This is a genomic window from Gracilimonas sp. (genome assembly GCF_017641085.1).
Taxonomy (GTDB): domain Bacteria; phylum Bacteroidota; class Rhodothermia; order Balneolales; family Balneolaceae; genus Gracilimonas.
Window position 1 is genome coordinate 623,056 of record NZ_JAEPPI010000001.1, and the last position, 21,092, is coordinate 644,147.

Sequence of the window (21,092 nt, forward strand, 5' to 3'; positions counted from 1 at the left end):
CAGACCGATAACCGAAGTATTTTTAATCAGAAGTATAATCGGTTATTCGAACTACGGTTCCTTCCACTTTTATATCAGCCGCGGCGGGAGTGAATAAAGTGAGTCCTGTGGAACTTACAGCTATGGCCGTAAATTCCGGCTGGGGATCGGCTATTGCCAGAAAAGTAAAGAGAACAGATGCTGTCGTAGTGAGTGTTTTGGAAAACCACAAAAGACCATTTTTCCCGGCAGGGTTATTTACAGAAATACGAAGATTAACGATCGCATCCCCATCATGCTTTTCAATGATTTTGTTGAGACGGTTGGATATATCTTCACTGTTTTTGATCTCAATCATTGAAGAAACACCCCACTTTGTAAAGGTGAAGCCGAAATCCTTTAAGGCTTCGTACTGATCTTCCGTTGTAAGCTGATTCTGTTGGGTGTAAAAGCTGTTGGTCTGTGAAACTGGATATTGTACATCCGTGGTGCTCACGGCTATTTTTGCACCCACCGAGCATCCCGATGTGAGAACTCCGGTAAAGAAAAGAATTGCCAGTGAAAACAGTTTGGTGTTATTCGTTTTCATCCCGATTGGTGTTAGGTGTTATTTTATAGACAACCCCGGAATGACGAATGGTCTGTGTCGAGAACTCCCCGCCGGTTGATTCCCCACCCGTTATAGCTCCGGCAATTACCGTTCTCAAGAATCCCCAAAAAGTCATTCCTTGTTCCACTTCAACCTGGAAAACACCATCAGCAATGAAGTGATCGGGATTATCATCCAGCGAACGGTAAATAGTTGTAGTGATATTTTCTTCAACGTATTCGTCACCCCCTAAAGTCACCGCTATGTTTTCTGCTTCAGAATAAACAGCATCCTCAGAATGGAAGCGATAATATCCACTGATTACACCCAGGGTATCCAAAGGAACAGTTGATAAATGGGACCCCATTTGTATGGGCTGATTGTCGGTTTCATACTCCAGCGTATGCCAGGTTTTACATCCCGTAAATAACAGGCCAAACAGGCAGGCAGTGATAAGGAGGTTGAACTTGTTATTCATCCGGCGAACTTAGGGTTAGCGAGATTCAGTAGCCCGATTATGCAACAATTTCAGAAAAAATACTACCGATAGTTTAAGTATAGAAATGAATGCTATTTGATCAGTGCAAACTTCCTGACCTCAGTATTACCGTCAACAGTAAGCCGGTAAAAGTAAATACCGGATGAAAGTCCGCTTCCGTCAAATAGCAAAGAATGTTCACCGGCAGCCAACCGGTTTCCGTAAAATTCCTTCACTTTCTGTCCGCGGGCATTATAAACGGAGAGTTCTACAAAACTTGTTTCTGAAAGCCTGAAGGCAATGGAAGTAGTAGGGTTAAAAGGGTTCGGGTAGTTCTGAAAAAGAGTAAATTGATCGGGTTCAGAACCTGACTTTTCTGTTTCTGTTGACGTAAGCAGGCTGCTTTCGGAATAACTGATTATGTTGATACTTAGCGGAGGAAGTTCCAGAAGTAAATTATCATCCACGCTGCCAGAGTCAACTGCTGCCAGAGTATTTTGCGTTCGGGATTCATGAAATTGATACAACTGAAAGCTGTTCATTTCAGCCGGAGGAGTAATATTTGCTTCTTGCAGGCTGTCTGTTTTGTTGATAAGAATAACCTTGATGTTGTTTTCGGAATCCCGGATTGCAAACGGCTGCACCCGGTAGCCATCCACATTCATACCCGAGTGATGCGGCAGGTCCTGTAGGGGAATTTCAGTCGTCGTAATTTTGATTAGCTCGGATCCGGGTTTAAGAGCTCCGCGTTTAGCCATGAGTTCCCAGCTATAATAGGTGGGAAGTTCGTTGAAGTCAGGATACCAATTGAATATGCCGTAACCGCCTATTGTTTCCCATTTAAGGGTGATATCAAAACCACCTTTAGTACTGTGAAGCTGGGCAAGTGCCTGGTAAACTCCACCGAAAGTATTCACATTTCTGGGATCGGTCCATAACTCACCGTCTTTGGTTCCATCGATAGTCCAAAGTGCTGAAGCATTATAGGCATCCAGCATTAGTGTGGGAGAGTGGGTTGAGTTGAGCATACTCCGGATTTTCTTCGGGGCCTCCTCATACCATATGGTTTTATTGATGATAGATTGGTCGGAATCATCTTTATCCCACGAAAGAAAAATATTTGAAGAAATGAAATCGAGTAAGGTATCGTGTTCGGTTTGATTGAAAACGTAATTTCCCCAATGCCCGTTTTCCCACCCGTTGAATCCTGAAGGTCCTCCAACTTTTAAGTCAGGATCAACAGCCTTAATCGTTGAAGCTGTTTGAATATATAAATCCGCAGCCTTCGAAAAGGAAATGTAATAGGGATTGTCCTGATGCAGGTAGTTCAGCTCGTCGAACAAAATGATGTACTCAATCTCATCTGCGTACCTGCCTGCCAGTTCTTCTGACAATGTAAGCCATTGATTTACTGCAGAAGTGTCATTCCACCAGGGGTTTTCCGGGGTACCGGTATACCAATCTTCAGCCTGGAAAATACACACGATAGGCTCATAGCCAGCATTGATTACTTCATTGACCTTATTATCAAGCCCCGACCAGTTCCACTCTTCCAGATTTGGCCGGATCTGATTAGGTCTTGCCCAAATACGGACTTTTTTAATGGGGATTTCAGATAACTTTTCCTGAAGTATGGGAGAGCTGTAGGTGTTGGAGTGGTATTGAATTCCATAAAAATCATCACCTACCCGAGCTATCACAGAATCTTCAACCGAATATTGTACAGGCTGTCCGGAAAGGCCCCCTAATCCTATGTAGAATATCCATAAAAGAGAAAGAAGAAGTGTTTTACTGGTACATGGTCGCATAAAAACACCATTTGGAGTCATTTAAACGGGGTGAACCCCTAACATATGAATTTCTTTGAACTCCCTGAGTAACTCTTTACGAATTTTAAGAGAAGCATACTCATACCGAAGTGGCCACTCATTCCTCAAATTGCGGAATAGGACTCCTTTATCCGGTCGGTCGGATAAATCCCTTAATGCTTTATCATATTCCAGGATAGGGTTAAGGCGGGTGATCAGCTTGGTCAGGTCGTATTGAATATGAGCCAGGTCTTCAACCCGTTCCGGGATTTCATAGTGAGCCGAACCGGAACCCAGCTCAAAAAAAGAAGCCAGCTGATCACAAATCATTTTGGTGGCATTTACTTTTGCCTGTTCAGAATAGCCGGCAATATGCGGCGTAGCTATGAAGGCATGTTTGGCTACCTCTGTATTAAAGTCAGGCTCCCTTTCCCACACATCCAGAATGTAATCCCCGATTTTACCTTCTACGTAATATTTCATCAGGGCCAGCTCGTCAATCACTCCACCCCGCGCAGCGTTGATAATCAACTTAAAGGATCTGCCGGCTAATTTTTCTTCATCCAGCCAGTGGTAGGTAGCATGAGGTCCCTTTTTACTAAGGGGAGCATGAAAGGTGAGGATGTCACAACCCAAAACCTCTTGTAGCGAAGCAGAAGTGAAATCAGGATCTCTTTGCTGCCGGGGCGGGTCGTAAAGCACACAATCAATATCGAAACCGGAAAGTAAGTCAACAACTGCAGACCCGGCTTTGCCAACACCTATCACCCCGACTTTTCCAAACGATTCCTTAGGTTGCTTTTTCTCTTTCCACAACAATAGGGCTGTCATTACATACTCAGCAACTGCCCGGGCATTACATCCATTGGAGCTGGCAAGGGTAATTCCTTTTCCCTCAAGGTGTTCATTATCAAGGTGATCGGTTCCGGATGATCCGGTGCCGATAAATTTCAGTGTGGCAGGCGGGTTCGGGAAAGATTCTTCAGTTAAATGAGTTACCGTTCTCAACAGCATGGCGTCAGCCTGTGTAAGATCCGGAATTCCCTCTGAAGGGTTGTACAGGGAGAGCTCTGTTTGTGGAGGGATAAGCTCTTTGATTTTATACAGATTTTGGTCGGCTGAAACGTGTATCAAAAAATGCTGATTGAGTGAGAAAAAAAGTTTGATTAAGCCTATACTTCGATATGGATTCAAAATACAATATAGTTTCACTTATTCGCAAAAAACGGGATGGAAAAACCCTCGAGAAAGAGGAGATACAGCATCTCATTAATTTATATACCGCTGATGAGATTCCTGATTATCAGATAAGCGCCTTCTTGATGGCGGCTTTTTTAAACGGGATGAATGATGAGGAGTCGGCGGCTTTTACTGAAGCCATGCTGCATTCCGGGGAAATTGTTGACCTGTCTCACGTAGCCGGAAAAAAGGTGGACAAGCATTCAACAGGCGGAGTTGGGGATAAGCTTTCGCTCATTTTAGCACCCATTGTGGCGGCAGCCGGAGTGCCGGTTCCAATGATTTCCGGGCGTGGACTCGGACATACCGGAGGCACCTTAGACAAACTTGAATCTATTCCCGGCTTTACGGTGGATATGGACCTCGCGCGTTACAAGGAAATCATTGGTAAACATGATTTGGTACTGGCCGGTCAAACCAAAGAAATTGCCCCCGCCGATAAGCGCCTGTATGCCCTGCGTGATGTAACAGCCACGGTAGAATCTATTCCGCTGATTGCCGGAAGCATCATGAGTAAAAAACTGGCGGAAGGTATAGATGCATTGGTTTTAGATGTGAAAGTAGGCTCCGGCGCTTTTATGAAAACAACAGAAGAAGCCATAAAGCTGGGAGAGGCACTGGTTGGAATTGGCACCCAATTTGAGAAAGAAACCATCGCTTATGTGACGAATATGAATCAGCCGCTGGGTTATAAAATCGGAAACTGGCTGGAAGTGGAAGAATGTATTGACGCCATGCACGGGAACGGCCCGGATGATATCATGGAAATCACTCACTTACTGGCGGGAACCATGATTTATCTGGGTGGTAAAGCCGGAGATGTTTCCGAAGGTATTGAGCTCAGTAAAGAGCAAATTGAAAACGGAGCCGCCTTCCGGAAATGGCTGGATATTGTTGAAGAACAGCATGGGGATGTGGAAATGATTAAATCACCGCAAAAATACCCCAAAGCCCAATTTGAGTTTGAGATAAAAGCGAAAAAGGAAGGCTACGTTTCAGCTATGGATTCCTTTGAAATTGGAATGGCCTCGGTAGAACTCGGAGCCGGACGGAAAACCAAAGAAGATGACGTAGATCCCCAGGCCGGAATTGTGCTTCAAAAGAAAGTTGGAGACAAAATCTCAAAAGGTGAAACAATTTTGACCGGACTTACGAACAAGCCATCAGCAATAGACGCTGCAAGCGAGCAATTATTCGGGGCAGTTACTATTGCCGAAACTAAACCCGAAGCAGTGCATTTGGTGAGTCATACAATAGACAAAAAAGGCAGCAGGGCATTTGAGCTTTAACTGCTTGAAATACACTAATAATCGGTTAATTTAGTTTGTAGTTTAACAGGGCATTAAAAAATAAAGGAAAGTACTATGTTTCAACGATTTATCCGCGCAATCAAGTCCATGTTCGGTGGCTTAATAAGCTCAATGGAAGACCCAAAGCTCATCCTTGAGCAAAACATCCGGGACCTGAATGACCAAATTCCCCAGATGAACGAGAATATCGCTACGGTTAAAGCCAACCTGTTGATGCTCCAAAAAGAAATGAATCGAAATGAAAAAGCGATTCAGGATTTGACGGCAAAAGTGAAGTCCGCTATCCAGGCCGATCGTGATGATATTGCCGAGGGATATGCTCTTCAATTAGAGAAAGCCAAAGAAAATTATGCACACACCAAAGATCAGCTTGCCTTTGCTGAAAAAGCCTACGAAAAAGCGATTAAGGTGAAAAAAGTATTCATGCGTGAAAAAGATCGCAAGATCCAGGAAGCCAAAGAAGCATTGCGTGCAAGCGAGCGCTCCGAATGGCAAGCCAAGATTGCGGATACGCTGGAACAGTTTGAGGTAGGTGGAATTGATGCTACTCACGATGAGATGATTAACCGAATCAACGAGCAGTCGGCTAAAAACGAAGCCCGTATGGAAATCGCACTCGACAGCATTGATACTGAAACCATGGAAATCGAAGCCAATGCTGAGAAACTGCGCGCCAAGTCCTTAGTAGAACAGTTCAAGATGGAAATGGGTGAGAAGAGCGGGTCCATCAACATTGATGAAGAAGAACCGGCTAAAGAAAAAGACAGCTCTAAAACTGTTGGCAACAAAGAAAAAAGCAGTTCATAGGAAATCGCCATGAGCAGCAAAAGTGAACAAGAACGGGAACGTCTCAAAGAAGAATACAAAGAGCACTATCGGCGTATTAAAGAGGCGAAGGAGCGGCTTAAACGAGCCGAGCAGAAAGGGAAGATCTCCCAGGCAGTCAATAACATGAATGCCGACAATCTTCTTGGGACTGTTGATGAGTTTCTCGGGAAAGTGCGCGAAAAGGTCTCTAACGTGGAGGCCCGGCTGGATGTAGCTATGGACAGCCTGGAAGACGAAGACACCACTGCAGGCAGTAAAATTAAAAAAGAAGAGCTTGACGAAGAACTGAAGAAGCAGAAAGCCAAGCAGACTCTGAAGCAAGTGAAGGCCGAAATGGGCATGCTCTATAATGAGATCGAAAAACATGCCGATGAAATCCGTACTGAGAAAACAATTGGTAACAAAAAGCCGTCTTCAGATAGCAAAGATAATTCATCAGAACCTGAATCATGAGTGACGAACTGAATATCAATTATACCCGGGAAGCCTTCATGAACCCTATTAACTTAGGGGTGCTGCTGGTTTCCACGCTCACGGCTTTTTTTATGACCGGCATGGGGGATTTTTCCAGCCTTTTACTCACTTCTGTGTTCGGCCTGGAACTCATGTACCTGGGCATTGTCCCCAAATTGCCGCGCTTCCGCAAAAAGCTGGAACTGAAGAAGATTAAAGAACGCCATGCAGCCAATAACGAAAAAGAGCTGTTTCAGTCACTTGATAATAAGTCGCAGAAACGATTTCTGGTACTGAAGCATCTGGCTAAACTGGTACAGGAAAACTTTGAGAAATTACCATACAGCTCGCAGGGCTTGCTGGATAATATCGGGAAGAAGATCGATGAGCTGCTCGGAAATTACCTGACCCTGCTTGACCTGATTAAACGATATGAAGTGTATCTGAACACGTCTCTGGAAAGCAGCCTGAAGGAAGAAGTGATACGGCAAATTGAAGAAATCAAGACGCTGGAATCAGAGAAGTTGAAGCGCACAAAAGCCCGCCGTGTTGCTATTATGCAAAAGCGACTCAAGAAATTTAACGTGGCCAAAGAGAAATACCTGGTTTGTGAAACGCACCTGGAAACCATTGAAGATGCCGTCAGGTATATCTACGAGCAGTCTATGACCATGAGCAACCCGGAAGAGATCGGCTTCCAGCTTGATAACCTACTGACCGAAGTAGAAGAAACTTCACAATTGATTGACGACTTAGATCAGGATATTTTACCCGAGTACACTACCGAATGGGAGAACGACTTGGATTTTGATTCCATTTTGGATGAACTCTCTGATGAGGTACAAACGGAAATAAAACCCGCTAAGAAAGTCAAAGAATAGAATATGGACCAGATTTACGAAACGCTTCTTGTAGAAGTCGATGAATCAGGCATTTGCACGCTTACCATTAACCGCCCCGATAAACTCAACGCCCTCAACAATCAGGTGTTGGATGAACTCGACCAGGCTATTGATGACATCAAAGAGAATTATCAGGTTAAGTCGCTGGTGATTACCGGGGCCGGAGAAAAAGCTTTCGTGGCCGGTGCAGATATCAAAGAGCTGAGCTCGCTGGATCCGGTTTCCGGAGAAAAAGTATCCAAAAAAGGACAGGATATTTTTCAAAAGATCGAAGACCTGACCATTCCGGTGATCGCAGCCGTAAACGGCTATGCCCTTGGCGGGGGATGTGAACTGGCTATGGCCTGCCATTTAAGAATTGCATTCGAAAAAGCCGCTTTCGGGTTGCCGGAAGTCAGCCTGGGACTGATTCCCGGTTATGGCGGAACGCAGCGACTTACCCGGCTTGTAGGTCGCGGTAAAGCTCTGGAATTAATTATGACCGGCCGACAGGTAAAAGCAGATGAAGCTTTTGAAATCGGTTTGGTAAACCAGGTGACAGAACATTCCGCGATTGATGAGGCCAAATCAATGCTGACTAAAATCATGAAGCAAGGCCCTTTAGCTATTAAAAACGCTATTCAGGCTGTTCAGGAAGCCGGTTCCGGAAAAGGATTTGAAACCGAAGCCCGGCTGTTTGGAGAATTATGCGGTACGGCTGATTTTAAGGAAGGTACCGGCGCTTTTCTTGAAAAGAGAAAACCTAATTTCTCCGGTAAATAGAAACGAACTGATTTTTGAATGAAAGACGAACCTCCATCGGGTAGCACATTTCTTTTTCTCTTCACACCTGATAAAAACGGGGTAAACTATGTTTGAGTTTGCCCTGATTTTCATAACTGTTCTTCTGAGTGGCTTTTTTTCAGGGTCGGAAATCGCCTTTGTTACGGCTAATAAGCTTAAGCTGGAAGTTGCTTCACGCAAGAACAACTTTCTGTCCAACTCAATTGAGTTTTTTACACGCAAACCGGAGACTTTCTTAACTACGACGCTGGTTGGGAATAATATCGTAAATGTGCTTTATGCTACGTTTATGGCCATATTTCTGGTTGAGCCTATCCAAGTGTACAGCGAAGCCTGGTTTGGTTTGGTCCCTTCTGAAATACAGATCCTGATTATACAGACCATTATCGCATCTGTGGTCATTATGTTGTTCGGGGAGATTTTGCCCAAAGCTATTTTCCGGGCACTGGCTGATAATATGATCGCCGTTATTTCGATTCCTCTTCGGATTGCCTATTACCTGTTTCGCCCGCTTATCGAAATTTCGAAGGGTTCATCCAATATCCTGATCCGCTGGCTGGTAAGCGATGCAGAGGTGGTGGAAAGCTACTACCGGAGGCAGGACGTGGAAATGATCTTCAAAGAACTGCGGGACAGCGGGGGGAGTGAAGATATTGACGAGGATGACTCCGAGATTCTGCATAATGTATTGGAGCTTTCCAATAAGCGGGTTAAAGACTCTATGATACCCCGCATCGAAATTGAAGCGGTTGAAAAAGATGCGCCTATTGAAGAAGTGCTGAATATGTTTATACAATCCGGCCATTCCAAGCTCCCGGTGTACAGGGAATCTATTGACGATGTGATTGGGGTTGTGTTTGCGCACGATTTTTTCCATTCGCCCAAATCCCTGAACGAGATCATACGTCCGGTTAAGCTGGTGCCGTCCAGTAAAAAATCGAAAGCTTTGCTCACCGAATTCCGCCAGTCGAATATGTCGGTAGCCATCGTTCTGGATGAATATGGAGGCACTGCCGGGATGGTCACCATCGAGGATTTACTGGAAGAGGTAGTGGGTGACATTCAGGACGAATATGATGTTGAAGATGAAATTATGAAGAAGCTTTCCGAAAATACCTATGTGGTAAGCGGGAATGTGGAGATCCATGAGCTGATGGAAAAATTTGCAGAAATTGAACTTCCGCTGGAACCTTCTCAGTACGATACCGTAGCGGGATTCATAATCAATCATTTAGGGCGTATTCCAAAAGTAAATGAGGAAGTGGTGATTGAGGGCAAAAAATTCATTATCAGTAAAGCCACACCCAGCCGCATTGAAACGGTTAAGCTCATTTTAATCGAGTAATTATGTGTTTACGTGCGAACGTGTTTACAAATGGAAATCTATAAACACGTTCGCACGTAAACACCTTCACACTTTCATAACGTAAAACACATGTTTGATCACTATCCAAAATGGTCGCGCGAATTTGCCCGGAAGTATCTGAGCAGAACCATTAATCAGTTTATACTGCACGGAAACGTTCATGACCTGGTTTCTCTGAAAACCGATGAAGGAACGGAATTTCACCGCCTTAAATCCTTTCTCTCGGATGAATTTTTCGGGGCTCGTGACTTTGTGATTTTCTATGACCGCGCTTCCGGTATCTATTTTCGGGATAAAGAGTCTCAGGCTGATTTCAATCAGGCCATTGCCGGGCGGGATAGTTTGGTGGGCACCGAATACGCCAAGAAAATGCCGAAAGACCCGGTTCGGGTGATGTCGCTGCTGGAGCAGTATTTCCGTCTCCGCCTCGATCAAAAGAAAAGTGTGGCACTGATCATCGATTATGCCGAGACCATTGTGCCAATGAGTGATGCAGCTTCTATCGGGAATGAAGACCGGACTTCCATGGTCTATTTATCGCGATGGGCCCATGACCCTATGTTCCTGGCTTCCGATTTTACCACCGTGATGATAACCGAGAACCTGGCCGACCTGAACAAAACACTGGTCCAAAACCCTTACACCACGGATATTAAAATTGATATCCCCGCCGAGCAGGAACGAAGAGATTTTATTGACTACGAAACCCGGGATGACACCTGGAAAGATATTTCGGAAGTGAAACCGGAGATTGTAGCTCAGCAAACGGCAGGCTTGAATTTTGTAAACATCCGGAGCGTGTTATCTCATGCCCGGGAGAATAAAGAAAAGATCACCTTTGACGGCTTATCCGAAACCAAAAAGGAACTGATTGAAGCAGAAGCATACGGACTGCTGGAGTTCGTGGAAACCGAGTACTCGCTGGATAATGTGGCCGGACATACCCATGTGAAAAAGCATTTACGCCAATCCGTTAAAGCGCTGAAAGCCGGCCGGCAGGATGTAATGCCCATGGGATATCTGGTTTGTGGTCCGGTGGGAACCGGTAAAACCTTTTTAGTGACCTGTTTTGCCAGCGAAGTGGGCATCCCGATGGTGAAACTCAAAAACTTCCGAAGCCAATGGCAAGGGGTTACCGAAGGGAATCTGGAGAAGATACTTTCATTGCTTAAAGCTATGGCCCCTGTAGCGGTTATGATTGATGAAGCCGACGCCTACCTTGGCGACCGTGATGCAAGCGGGGACAGCGGAGTTTCAAGTCGCGTATTCTCACAGATCGCTACCTTTATGAGTGATACCACCAACCGCGGACGCATTGTCTGGTTCCTGATGACGGCCCGACCTGACCTCATGCCTATTGACCTGAAACGACAGGGAAGAGCCGAGGAACACCTTGCCCTGTTCCCGCCTCATACCAATGAAGAACGCGTGGAACTTTTTGAAGCCATGCGGAAGAAAACCGGCCTTCAGATGACTGAGAAATACATTCCTGCGGTAATCGAAGAAGGCTTTAAAACCTTTTCCGGTGCAGATATGGAAGCAGCTTTAACCCGGGCCAAATTCCGTGCAGCTGCAGAAGGCAAGAAGAAAGTAACCCCGGAAGTCCTGGATGCTGCACTGGCCGATTTCCTTCCGCCAACCTATCCGGAGGAAGTAGAGCTTCAGACCTTGAGTGCCGTCATTGAATGTACGTCCAAGGAATTACTGCCTGAACGATACCGGGATATGAACCGGGATGAAATTCTCTCAAAAATTGACGAATTGAAGTTTCGGGTGGGTTAAGGTTTAATTCCCCAAAAAAACTAAAACTTTTGGTTGAAGCAGCCTGAAATAATTTGGGCTGCTTTTTTGCTATCAGGACATGAGTGCCGTAATTCTGCTTTTTGCTGATTCTGCTACTACGGAATCAGTCGAAACAGAGAATGGCAAGCAGGTTACCGAACAACGTAAAATGCTGCTGGTGAAGTAGAAGGTTCTTTTGTACTGGAAGCCGGAGCTTCCAAAAGGCGTTCCGAACGAGGACGAAAGAAGATATTTCGGTGACCATTCAACCATCTATCCAGATTGAAATAATGTTACCAGATTCAGCTCAGGTTTGGCCATCTATACCTCAAGGTGGAGCGAGTACTTTATTTGATTTTGCACAAGTAGATAATACAATTGGAGAAATAATTGTGAAAATGTTTAATAGTGGTAGCCCAATATCTGACCAAGGGGTGACCATTAGTACTGAATGGATTGAAGGTTCCGGAGGCCATAATCATAGTGGTGGAAATGATCTTGCACAGCCCCCACAAAATATAATGGGTTGGATAGTAGATATAGCAGAAGCTGATTCAGCTCAAGGGCGAATAGAAACCGTTACTAATGAAGATGGGGAGATACGATTGAGATATAGGGCACCTGAATTTGGAGGAAAGATCAGAATGGTGGCCCAAACAAATATCAATAGAGATACGTTGTTTGCAGACGATACGCTTGCAGTAAAAGTACCTGGTTTGGTTCTTTTACCTAATGGAAATAACTTATCAAAAGTAGGGGGAACGCCTCGCCACCATGGGCCACGCGTTGATTCACGATATCAAAACAACAGATCTCCAGATAATAATCACTTTGGCACACAAGAATTTGTGGATAGTTTGATTTCGTTAGCTAATAATTGGGCTAATCTTGTAGCATCTGATTCTGAGCAAGATGATAGACAAGTACCATTGAATATTAACGATTTAAGTTTACCAAATGGAGGAAAGTTTGACCTTGAAGGTAGATGGTTAACGAGATTGCATCGTGCGGCCCACGATTATCACAGGGTAGGACGAGATGCTGATATCAGAACAACAAGAAAATTTCCAATAGGTAACGGGAGAAATGGTGTACTTCTTACCAGGCTTTTAGATGGAAATGGTACCCCAGTACTCGATACAGAAGGGAATGAAGTCTATGTAAACAGGGCTTTCCAACGACAGATAATTTTACATGGTGCAAACCGGAAATCTGGAATTCATGGTAGTGGTAAAAATGAACATTATCATGTTTACTTCTATTAATTAGTAGACGTTATTATGAAATATCTCAAATTTATAGTGCCAATTCTGTTAGTCTATACTTCTCAAAATGTTTTTGGTCAGCAGATAATAAATCAATTAACCTTTGATACTGAAAAGGGCTATTTCAGAATAATCTATCAATGGGAAAGCAATGATTCCCTTTTTACTGGAACAGTAATGCCTGGTGATAATGTATCTCCAAGGATTTTAGCGGACGTAAAATCATTGTCAACGGGACAGTTCGAATACTCATATACCATAAATAATCAAATGGATGCACTTTACCCATTATATGAGTTTTCTATACTATTAGATGAACCTGTTAATGAAATTTTAACACCTAATAATCAATGGGATGGTAGTTATTTAAGTCGATATAGGGAGACATCTTGGGCGAAAGTTGGGGGAGATATTCCAGGAATTTCTTCTGGCGATACTTTGAATGGGTTTTCATATGTTAGTAATGGGATACCTTCTATAAAGAACAGCTACTCAAAGAATTATGTGTGGTATTCTTTTCCCTCAGAGCCTCAAGGACCTACAGGGAGGTTAGGTGAAGTGGTTGATTCATTACTCACTTTAAAAAGTGGGGTTTTGAAGAAAACCCTAGGTCCTTGGAGCCCTAATCCTACTATGAATCTTATTTCCTTTACCGACTCTCTCGAGACTTTTCGTTACCGCTCCTGCGAAGAACTGGGCTGGATTACCAACCAGGGTATCTGCAACAGCCTGCAGGTAAAACTTCGTAATTTCCGCAGACACCTTGAACGGGATAAACCCAAGCAGGCCCGGAACGTGCTCCATGCATTTATCAATCAGGTTGAAGCTCAGCGGGGGAAGCATATTACCGAAGAGGGGTATGCGCTGCTGTATTTTAATGCGGAGTATTTGATGGATAAGCTGGATTCCGGCAGGGGGAACTGAAATGAATTTTTTCAAAGCTTTTGCCCTGATCATTACAGCTATCATTGGAACATTTCCGGCTGCGGCTCAAACTTATACCATTCCTTTTGCCAGTAAAGGAAATACGCTTCAACTGGAAGTGGTAAATTCCGGTCAGGAAAATGGCCAAGACCTTTTAGTACAAGCCGTAGAAATCCCGGATTGGATATCTCTTTCAGCTGATGAACTGCATTTAGATAATATTTCATCCGGTGATAGCCAAATAATCACCTTCCGGTTTGATGCGGGTGAGAAGGTTGAAGTGGGAGAGGTTTATGCGCTTACCTTTCAGATCACTCAACAGGGGAGAGTTATAGGAGAAAAGAATTTCCAACTCGCAAGCGATGCTCCGGCCGATTTTAAGCTATTTGCCAACTTTCCGAATCCGTTTAACCCGGCCACGACTATTTCTTATCAGCTTCCGGAGCAGACCAAAGTGACGGTTCAAATTTTTAATATTCTTGGACAGTTGGTGAGCGAACCGGTGAATGCCTCACAAAAACCCGGTAAATACCAGTTCCGGTGGAATGCTTCCTCCTATGCCAGCGGAGTGTATTTGTATCGTTTTGTTGGGAAAACAGAGAGTGGCAAGCAGGTTACCGAACAACGTAAAATGCTGCTGGTGAAGTAGAAGGTTCTTTTGTACTGAAAGCCGGAGCTTCCAAAAGGCGTACCGAACGAGGACGTTCGGAACGAGAACAACGTGGATGCTCGGAACGAGAACAACGTGGATGCTCGGAACGAGAAAAAGTAGTCAACAAGTGCTGCTATAATTCTCGGTACTAATCCCCGAAACTAATGCCAACTCCTTTAGCGGTTTGTACCAAAAAGCTGTTTGGGTCAACCAGGTTATTTCCTTTTGCGGCCTCAGATAAGGGGACGGCTACAATTTCTTGATCGATGAAGGAAACCATTTTTCCGTATTCGCCATTGATGGCAAGCTCCATGGCCTTCACCCCGAACTGGGTGGCAAGAATGCGGTCAAAGGCTTCAGGCTTACCTCCGCGCTGCAGATGACCTAACACCATCTCGCGAATGTCATGCTCAAATCCGGCCGATTTCAGCTGATCAGATAGCTGATAGGCAACACCGCCAAGCCGTTGATTGCGATATCCGACTTCATCGCTTTCACGGGTAACTACCGATCCTTCCCGGGGTTTGGCTCCCTCGGCAATCACAATAATGGCAAACCCGCGTCCATCTTTATACCGTTTGTTGAGACGCTCCAGCACCTTGTTGACGTCATAAGGAATTTCCGGAATCAGGCAAACTTCCGCTCCCCCGGCTATAGCAGCATGCAGGGCAATCCAGCCGGCTCCACGGCCCATCACTTCGAGTATCATCAGCCGGTGGTGGCTGGAGGCGGTGGTAACCAATTTATCCACGGCATCGGTGGCAATATCAACGGCGGTCTGGAAACCAAAGGTATAGTCGGTGGAGGACAGGTCGTTATCGATGGTTTTGGGAACGCCGATTACATTCAATCCTTTTTCCTGCAACTGGTGACTGATTTTCTGAGAACCGTCTCCACCGATATTAATGACAACCTCAAAGCCTTCCCTTTTCAGATAATCGATCATCTCATCGGAACGGTCTTCCGTAGTCCATGAACCGTCTTCATGCTTTACCGGCCAGTTAAAAGGTCCGCCCTTGTTGGTCGTTTTCAGAATGGTTCCGCCTTTGGCGTGAATTCCGGCCACTTCCTGATCATTTAGCCTGATAATCTCTTTAGGCGTTCGCAAAGCTCCGTTAAACGCTTCAATACTGCCATAAACCTGCCAGTCATTGGTTTGAGCTGCACGCTTTACAATGGCGCGAATTACCGCATTCAGCCCGGGGCAATCCCCGCCCCCGGTGGTGACAAGTACTTTCTTCATAGTTGTTTTTTGTCGATGAAATTTGGTGAATAAAATAAGCGATTCTGGCTGAATTAATAATAGAGAGAGGAGCTCTAAAAAAGGGGTGGGCAGGACGGACTAACACGCCCGAAACGAAAAGGGGTTCACAGTCATTTACCTTACTGAAATTCAATTCAAAAAAAGATAATGAACGTATTAGTTATAGGAGCGAACGGACAAATAGGAAACCGGTTGGTACATCAGTTGAAGGAAGCCGGGCACAATCCGGTGGCGATGGTCCGGAAAGAGGAGCAAATCGACCAGTTTAAAGAGCATGGTGTTGACACGGTGCTGGCTGACCTGGAGAAAGATTTCAGCCACGCTTACCAGGATATTGATGCAGTAGTATTTACGGCTGGGTCGGGCGGAGATACCCCTAAATCTCAGACTAAGGTCATAGACCGGGATGGAGCCATTAAAGCCATTGATGAGGCAGAAGAATCGGGTGTTACGCGATTCATTATGGTGAGTGCGCTCAAGGCCAATCGTGATCCGGGAACATGGTCGGAACCCATGGAACACTATTACGATGCCAAAGCCAAAGCTGATGAGCATCTCAGAAATTCCGATCTCAGCTACACGGTGCTGATGCCGGGCCGGCTAACCAATGAGAGCGGTACTGGGAAAGTAGAACTGAAGGAGCGGATTGAGGCCATTGATACCAAAACCATAACCCGGGATGACGTGGCATCGGTTATTGTGGAATTGCTGGATGAGGAACAAAGCTTTGGGAAAAGCCTGGAGCTGCTTCAGGGTGACATATCCATCAAACAAGCCATTTCTGACCTGAGCTAAAGTTAGCAGATATAAAAAACCCCGGAAAACGATCAGAAATCCGGGGTTCAGGGTATAATACGAGTAGTTTTAGAAATGCTAAATAACTACTTATTCTACAATTAGTTTACCTTTCATCAGCGCGTAGTGGCCGGGGAAGCTACAGATGTAATCGTAGGTTCCGGCTGCGGGAGCTGTAAACTCGATGGTAGTTTCTTGTCCGCCACCAATCAGTTTTGTATGTACAATTACATCGTCGGTGCCTTCCGGGACGTACTCGTTGCCAGCGGCTTTAGAGGCAGCTGATCCGAACGCCTGAATGTCGACACCTTGCTTCAGCAGTACCCAGTTGTGGCCCATTGCAGCTTTAGGAAGTTTTCCAACATGCTTAAGGGTCAGTACAACGGTTTGTCCTGCTTCTACTTTAATTTCGTTCAAGTCAAATTGCATCCGGTCGTTACTCTCGATGGTTACTTCAACCTTATCCTGAGCTTGAACCGTTGTTGTGAATGCGAAAGCAAAAATTGCTAATAAAGAAAATAGAGTTCTCATAGTATTCGTCTGTTTTATTAGTTGCGGCACCAAAGTGTGGTTACCAACCTGTTTTAATTTTGTTGATCAAAAACTAACCATGCATTGTGAATATTTTGTGAAGGTGATCCAAAAAGTAATTACTCTTACTGAAGCGTTAATCTTACGGTGTACAAAATGAATTTTATACGATGGGGAGTTTTAAGTACAGCAAAAATCGGCGTAGAGCAGGTTATTCCGGCTATGCAGAAAGGAGAGTTATCAAAAATATCGGCTATATCATCAAGAGAGGAGGACCGGGCAAAAGAAGTGGCAGATCGGTTGGGTATTGAAAAGGCGTATGGGTCGTATGAAGAACTTTTAGAGGATGAAGATATTGATGCAATTTATAACCCTCTTCCTAATCATCTGCATGTTCCCATGACCATTAAAGCACTGGAGGCAGGCAAGCACGTGCTTTGTGAAAAACCCATAGCTATCGATCTGGCGGAGTCTGAGGAGCTGGTAAAAATAATTGGACGATATCCGGAACTTAAAGTGATGGAGGCATTCATGTATCGTTTCCATCCACAGTGGCAGGTGATTAAGCAATGGATTGATGATGGAGAAATTGGTGCAATACAAACCATTCATTCCTCTTTCACCTATTACAATGATGATCCTGAAAATATCCGAAACAAAGCAGATATGGGCGGCGGCGGTTTATTGGATATAGGCTGTTACTGTATTTCAGCTTCCCGTTATTTATTTGAGGATGAACCTATTGATATAAAAGGGGAGGTAGAAATTCATCCGGACTTTGGAGTTGATACGTTAGCTTCAGGCGTTCTCAGGTTCGCGAAAGGAACAGCCACGTTTAGTTGTTCTACCCTTGCCAGTCCCGATCAAAAGCTCATCATTTATGGAACGTCGGGTATTATTGAAATGGATATACCCTTTAACCCGCAGGAAAGCCCGGCTTCCATAAGAATTACAAGCGGAGAAGGACAAGTTCTGAAAGAGAAAACATTACAAGCTAATCATTACACAATCCAGGGAGATGCTTTTTCAAAAGCCATTATCGAGAATAGGGATGTCCCCACTCCTTTAAATGATGCCGTTGCCAATATGAGAGTTATTGACGCACTGCTTTCCCTTTAAAATAGATTAGATTTTCTATCTCTGATCTGATTTAGTCACTGAAGTAGAATTCTATCCGGCTGTTTTTTATGGGAGAACCATATCCTTAAAATGACTAACCAACAAGTTCAACCATATGGTTGAAAAAATCCTTTTTCTGGTATAAATTTGATGCAGAATCAATCAAAAGACAGACATGACTGACAAAGAAAAGGATACAGAAGAACTGATTTTTGAAGCTGCATCCCGGGTTTTCCAAAAGGATGGCTACGCCGGCGCCCGCATGCAACAAATTGCTGACGAGGCAAACATCAACAAGTCGATGTTGCATTATTATTATCGCAGCAAAGACAAACTGTTCAGGGCGGTATTCCAGCAGCAACTGGCTCACTTTTTTCCCACTATATTCGAAATTTTAGGTTCAGAGCTTACACTGGATAAGAAAGTACCACGCTTGATTGATGCCTACTACAATTTCCTGCAAGACAATCCCAAGGTGGTGCAGTTTATCATACAGGAAATGAATAATCATCCGGATGAATTCAGGCGGTTTATGAGTGAGAAGAACATCCATCCGCCCAAAAGTTTTGCTGAGCAGATAAAGAAAGAAATTAAAGCCGGAAATATGGATCGGGTAGAACCGCGGCAACTGCTGATTAGTATGGTCGGCCTGATTCTATTTCCTTTTATAGCCCAGATGATGGTAAAAACAGTTTTTGACCTGGAAGAACAGGAATACCTGAAGTTTCTGAAAGACCGGAAATGGTTCCTTACTGATTTTATCCTGAACGCCATAAACTACAGAAAGCCATGAACACGTTTCTCGCTTCGTTACTGATATTCACGTTTGTGAATCAAAGTGCCCCTTCAGATTCCGTTTCACTGAACTACTGCTACCAACAGGCGGAAGAATATTACCCGGCGGCAAAGAAGGTGGCGCTCCAGGAAAAGATAACAGAGCTAAATATCAACATTGTGAATACGGGTTATTACCCACAGGTATCTGTAAACGGGCGGGCGAGTTATCAGTCGGAAGTAACGGAATTCGGGTTACCGGGGGGAGGGGCGCCCCCGGTTAGCAAAGATCAGTATGAAGCTTCCATACAGCTTAGCCAGAACATTTATAACGGCGGAGTTACGGCCATCAGAAAAGACCTGGAGCGGACACAAGGAATGCAGGAAGTGCTTTCCACAAAGGTGGAACTTCAGCAGGTAAGAGCACAAATTGATCAGGTGTACTTTGGGATACTGCTTTCTCAACAGCAGATGGAAGCCACAAAATTGATGATCTCGGAACTGGATGAACGCCTGGAAGGTGTCCGTTCCAAAGTTGAAAATGGGGTTCTGCTGAAAAGCCAGCAGTTGATCCTGGAAGCCGGACTGATCAAAGCTAAGCAGGATTCGGCAAGCATCATGGCGAATATAACATCCGGATACCTGGTGCTGGGAGAACTGATAGGGGAAAAGCTGAATCCTTTTATTAAACTTACACTACCTGATCCGGTTTCTGAAGGTGTAGTAACTGATGTGGCAAGACCAGAAATGGCTTTGTTTGAAAATTCGGTGAAAGCTTTGGAGCAGCAAAAGAAACTGGTTCAAACCGGCAAAATACCACGCATTTCGGCATTTGGGTCCGCTGCTTATGGACGTCCGGGACTCAACTTCTTAAACGATGACTTCCATGATTACTACATGGTGGGCCTGCGTTTAAACTGGAATTTGATGGACTTCCTGAATGCCGATGAGCAGAATGAAGTGCTGAACATCCGGCAGAAAACCATCCGGCAAAACGAAGAGTCATTTACCCTTCAGCTTCAGACCCAATTGAGTAGAATTGAAGAGCGAATCAAAGCCATTAAAGAGAACATCATCCACGATAAAGAAATCATCGAAATCAGGGAGCTGGTGGTAGCTGAAAGTTCCAATCAACTTGAGAATGGGGTGATTACGGCAACGGAATATATCACCGAGTTAACCCATGCCAACCGGGCCCGGCTTTCCTTGCTTACAAATGAAATCAAATTAGTTCAGGCCCGGGCTGAGTATCGAACGGCTTTGGGATTGGATCTGGAATAGAAATTTTAACGACAGGAAAGGTTATGAAACAGAAGAAAATATACACACCCCTTATTCCAATGGCGGCCTTGCTTTTTTTAACGGTAGGATGCAGTCAGGATCAAACATCGGATGCCTATGGGCAGTTTGAAGCGAAAGAAGTTACCGTGTCGGCTGAAACCTCAGGAATACTTAAGAGTTTTACGGTTCAGGAGGGTATGAAACTCGAAGAAGGCGAAAAAGCAGGACAGGTAGATTCAACTCAGCTGGCTCTTCGAAAAGATGAGCTGTTAGCTTCGGTAGCTTCTATCCGGACAAATATTGCAAAACTGGATGCACAGGCCGATGTGTATCGCGAGCAGTTGAATACAGCTCAGAAAGATCTGCAGCGCTTCACCAACCTGAAACAAAATAATGCCGCCACCCAGCAGCAGATCGACCAGGCACAAGGACAGGTAAATGTGCTGAAAAAACAGATTAATTCGGTGGAAGTACAAAAGCAATCGGTTTACGCAGAGCTGCAAACAATGAAAGCCCGAATAGCTCAGGTGGAAGATCAGATAAAAAAGACGCGGATTATAAACCCGGTTTCAGGGACGGTACTTTCAAGCTTTGCGGAGCAGGGGGAATTAGTCACAACCGGAAAGCCTCTGTACGAAATCGCCAATTTGGATGAAATGATCTTAAGGGTGTATGTGTCGGGTGCGCAGTTACCGATGGTTATTCTGGGTGAACAGGCAGAGGTTTTAATTGACAAAAATTCGGAGGAGAATGAATCACTTACCGGTGTGGTAAGGTGGATTGCATCCGAAGCGGAGTTCACGCCAAGAATGATTCAAACCAAAGAAGAACGCGTGACGCAGGTGTACGCGGTAGAGATTACCGTTCCAAACCCGGATGGCAAGTTAAAAATTGGCATGCCGGGAGAGGTAAACTTTAGGTAATTGAATAGCGTGGTAAACATATCGTCAGTTTCTAAGTGGTTTGGCAA

Annotated in this window: 21 protein-coding genes; 15 read left to right on the plus strand and 6 right to left on the minus strand. The window is 44.7% G+C overall.

Going from position 1 to position 21,092, the window contains the following annotated elements; translation table 11 throughout:
- Positions 1-22: 22 nt before the first annotated feature.
- The 4 genes from JJ941_RS02525 to JJ941_RS02540 all read right to left on the minus strand — a co-directional run bounded on the left by JJ941_RS02525 (position 23) and on the right by JJ941_RS02540 (position 3,988).
- On the minus strand, positions 23-568 hold the full coding sequence (locus JJ941_RS02525; RefSeq protein WP_290962012.1) for a hypothetical protein: 546 nt from the start codon (positions 566-568) through the stop codon (positions 23-25).
- Complete coding sequence (locus JJ941_RS02530) at positions 555-1,046, minus strand: hypothetical protein (protein WP_290962014.1); 492 nt, start codon at positions 1,044-1,046, stop codon at positions 555-557. The genes JJ941_RS02525 and JJ941_RS02530 overlap by 14 nt, the downstream gene beginning before the upstream one ends.
- Positions 1,047-1,138: 92 nt before the next feature.
- Entirely contained in the window at positions 1,139-2,854 is a 1,716-nt protein-coding gene (locus JJ941_RS02535; protein WP_290962016.1) for a T9SS type A sorting domain-containing protein, read from the minus strand.
- Between the two features lie 21 nt (positions 2,855-2,875).
- The gene (locus tag JJ941_RS02540) at positions 2,876-3,988 is read right to left on the minus strand and encodes a 4-phosphoerythronate dehydrogenase (protein ID WP_290962018.1); all 1,113 of its coding nucleotides are present in this window, start codon (positions 3,986-3,988) and stop codon (positions 2,876-2,878) included.
- 50 nt (positions 3,989-4,038) lie between these two features.
- Between JJ941_RS02540 and JJ941_RS02545 the strand changes: the two genes are divergently transcribed.
- The 10 genes from JJ941_RS02545 to JJ941_RS02590 all read left to right on the plus strand — a co-directional run bounded on the left by JJ941_RS02545 (position 4,039) and on the right by JJ941_RS02590 (position 14,355).
- Positions 4,039-5,382: a thymidine phosphorylase gene (locus JJ941_RS02545; protein WP_290962020.1), complete on the plus strand. Its 1,344-nt coding sequence runs from the start codon at positions 4,039-4,041 to the stop codon at positions 5,380-5,382.
- A gap of 75 nt (positions 5,383-5,457) precedes the next feature.
- Complete coding sequence (locus tag JJ941_RS02550; RefSeq protein WP_255134829.1) at positions 5,458-6,210, plus strand: PspA/IM30 family protein; 753 nt, start codon at positions 5,458-5,460, stop codon at positions 6,208-6,210.
- A gap of 9 nt (positions 6,211-6,219) precedes the next feature.
- Positions 6,220-6,684: a hypothetical protein gene (locus tag JJ941_RS02555; RefSeq protein WP_290962023.1), complete on the plus strand. Its 465-nt coding sequence runs from the start codon at positions 6,220-6,222 to the stop codon at positions 6,682-6,684.
- Positions 6,681-7,565 carry a hypothetical protein gene (locus tag JJ941_RS02560; protein ID WP_290962025.1) on the plus strand — a complete coding sequence of 295 codons (885 nt, stop codon included), beginning with the start codon at positions 6,681-6,683 and terminating at the stop codon, positions 7,563-7,565. Before JJ941_RS02555 ends, JJ941_RS02560 begins: the two co-directional genes overlap by 4 nt.
- A 3-nt stretch (positions 7,566-7,568) precedes the next feature.
- Positions 7,569-8,348 carry an enoyl-CoA hydratase-related protein gene (locus JJ941_RS02565; RefSeq protein ID WP_290962027.1) on the plus strand — a complete coding sequence of 260 codons (780 nt, stop codon included), beginning with the start codon at positions 7,569-7,571 and terminating at the stop codon, positions 8,346-8,348.
- Between the two features lie 88 nt (positions 8,349-8,436).
- Positions 8,437-9,714: a hemolysin family protein gene (locus JJ941_RS02570; protein ID WP_290962029.1), complete on the plus strand. Its 1,278-nt coding sequence runs from the start codon at positions 8,437-8,439 to the stop codon at positions 9,712-9,714.
- Between the two features lie 90 nt (positions 9,715-9,804).
- Positions 9,805-11,517, plus strand: a complete 1,713-nt coding sequence (locus tag JJ941_RS02575) for an AAA family ATPase (RefSeq protein ID WP_290962031.1) — start codon at positions 9,805-9,807, stop codon at positions 11,515-11,517.
- A 290-nt stretch (positions 11,518-11,807) separates the two neighbouring features.
- Positions 11,808-12,782, plus strand: a complete 975-nt coding sequence (locus tag JJ941_RS02580) for a hypothetical protein (RefSeq protein ID WP_290962033.1) — start codon at positions 11,808-11,810, stop codon at positions 12,780-12,782.
- A 15-nt stretch (positions 12,783-12,797) separates the two neighbouring features.
- Positions 12,798-13,706 (plus strand): hypothetical protein, encoded by a 909-nt coding sequence (locus tag JJ941_RS02585; protein WP_290962035.1) that lies wholly within the window; start codon positions 12,798-12,800, stop codon positions 13,704-13,706.
- A 1-nt stretch (position 13,707) separates the two neighbouring features.
- Complete coding sequence (locus tag JJ941_RS02590; RefSeq protein WP_290962036.1) at positions 13,708-14,355, plus strand: T9SS type A sorting domain-containing protein; 648 nt, start codon at positions 13,708-13,710, stop codon at positions 14,353-14,355.
- A gap of 151 nt (positions 14,356-14,506) precedes the next feature.
- Here JJ941_RS02590 and JJ941_RS02595 read toward each other — a convergent pair whose 3' ends face one another.
- A complete protein-coding gene (locus JJ941_RS02595; protein ID WP_290962039.1) occupies positions 14,507-15,601 on the minus strand; it encodes an ATP-dependent 6-phosphofructokinase in 1,095 nt (364 codons plus the stop codon).
- 168 nt (positions 15,602-15,769) lie between these two features.
- Between JJ941_RS02595 and JJ941_RS02600 the strand changes: the two genes are divergently transcribed.
- Entirely contained in the window at positions 15,770-16,417 is a 648-nt protein-coding gene (locus tag JJ941_RS02600; RefSeq protein ID WP_290962041.1) for an SDR family oxidoreductase, read from the plus strand.
- 90 nt (positions 16,418-16,507) lie between these two features.
- Here JJ941_RS02600 and azu read toward each other — a convergent pair whose 3' ends face one another.
- The gene (gene azu / locus JJ941_RS02605) at positions 16,508-16,948 is read right to left on the minus strand and encodes an azurin (RefSeq protein WP_290962043.1); all 441 of its coding nucleotides are present in this window, start codon (positions 16,946-16,948) and stop codon (positions 16,508-16,510) included.
- Positions 16,949-17,104: 156 nt separating this feature from the next.
- Between azu and JJ941_RS02610 the strand changes: the two genes are divergently transcribed.
- The 4 genes from JJ941_RS02610 (at position 17,105) to JJ941_RS02625 (ending at position 21,045) form a co-directional block, all read left to right on the plus strand.
- The gene (locus JJ941_RS02610) at positions 17,105-18,067 is read left to right on the plus strand and encodes a Gfo/Idh/MocA family oxidoreductase (protein ID WP_290962045.1); all 963 of its coding nucleotides are present in this window, start codon (positions 17,105-17,107) and stop codon (positions 18,065-18,067) included.
- 175 nt (positions 18,068-18,242) lie between these two features.
- Complete coding sequence (locus JJ941_RS02615; protein ID WP_290962047.1) at positions 18,243-18,860, plus strand: TetR/AcrR family transcriptional regulator; 618 nt, start codon at positions 18,243-18,245, stop codon at positions 18,858-18,860.
- On the plus strand, positions 18,857-20,122 hold the full coding sequence (locus JJ941_RS02620) for a TolC family protein (RefSeq protein WP_290962049.1): 1,266 nt from the start codon (positions 18,857-18,859) through the stop codon (positions 20,120-20,122). Before JJ941_RS02615 ends, JJ941_RS02620 begins: the two co-directional genes overlap by 4 nt.
- A gap of 23 nt (positions 20,123-20,145) precedes the next feature.
- Entirely contained in the window at positions 20,146-21,045 is a 900-nt protein-coding gene (locus JJ941_RS02625; protein ID WP_290962051.1) for an efflux RND transporter periplasmic adaptor subunit, read from the plus strand.
- The last annotated feature ends 47 nt before the right edge of the window (positions 21,046-21,092 follow it).